Origin of the sequence: Streptomyces sp. DH24, from assembly GCF_029813775.1 — a bacterium.
In the GTDB taxonomy this organism is placed as follows: Bacteria; Actinomycetota; Actinomycetes; order Streptomycetales; family Streptomycetaceae; genus Streptomyces.
The window spans coordinates 1-690 of the sequence record NZ_JARVKW010000099.1; the positions used below are offsets into that span (position 1 = coordinate 1).

Genomic DNA, 690 nt, shown 5'->3' on the forward strand with positions numbered 1-690 from the left:
TGCTCGCCACGTACGGGCAGGAGCGGGAACGGCCGTTGCTGCTGGGCTCGGTGAAGTCGAACATCGGGCACACGCAGGCCGCTGCGGGCGTGGCGGGTGTGATCAAGAGCGTCATGGCGATGCGGCACGGCGTGGTCCCGCCCAGCCTGCATATCGACGCGCCCTCCTCCCACGTCGACTGGGCGTCGGGCGCGGTGGACCTCGTGCGCGAGGAGACGCCGTGGCCCGACACCGGGCGGCCCCGCCGGGTCGGGGTGTCGTCGTTCGGTCTGAGCGGCACCAACGCGCACGTCGTTCTGGAGGCGGGACCGGAGCCCGAGCCGTCGGCCGAGGCGTATGCCGGCGTGGTGCCGCTGGTGGTCTCGGCCCGCTCGGAGCAGGCGCTGGACGAGCGGCTCCGGCAACTTCAGGGCCATCCCCTCTCGGCGGACGTCGGCTACTCCCTGGCCGTGGGCCGCTCACGGTTCGAGCACCGGGCGGTGGCGCTGGCGACCGCCGATGGCCTTGAGCAAGTGGCTCGCGGGGTGACGAGCGGGGGATCGCTGGCCGTCGTGTTCTCCGGTCAGGGCGCGCAACGACTGGCGATGGGGCGTGGGTTGTACGAGCGTTTCCCGGTCTTCGCGGAGGCGTTGGACGCCGTCCTGGCCGAACTCGACCCGGCGTTGCGGGGGGTGATGTGGGGCGAGGACG

1 protein-coding gene is annotated in these 690 nt (G+C 72.8%); it reads left to right on the forward strand.

Features of this window, described 5'->3' with window-relative positions; genetic code table 11:
- Positions 1 to 690, forward strand: a 690-nt coding sequence (locus QC282_RS32010; protein ID WP_279553103.1) for a ketoacyl-synthetase C-terminal extension domain-containing protein, incomplete at both ends; no start/stop codon positions are given.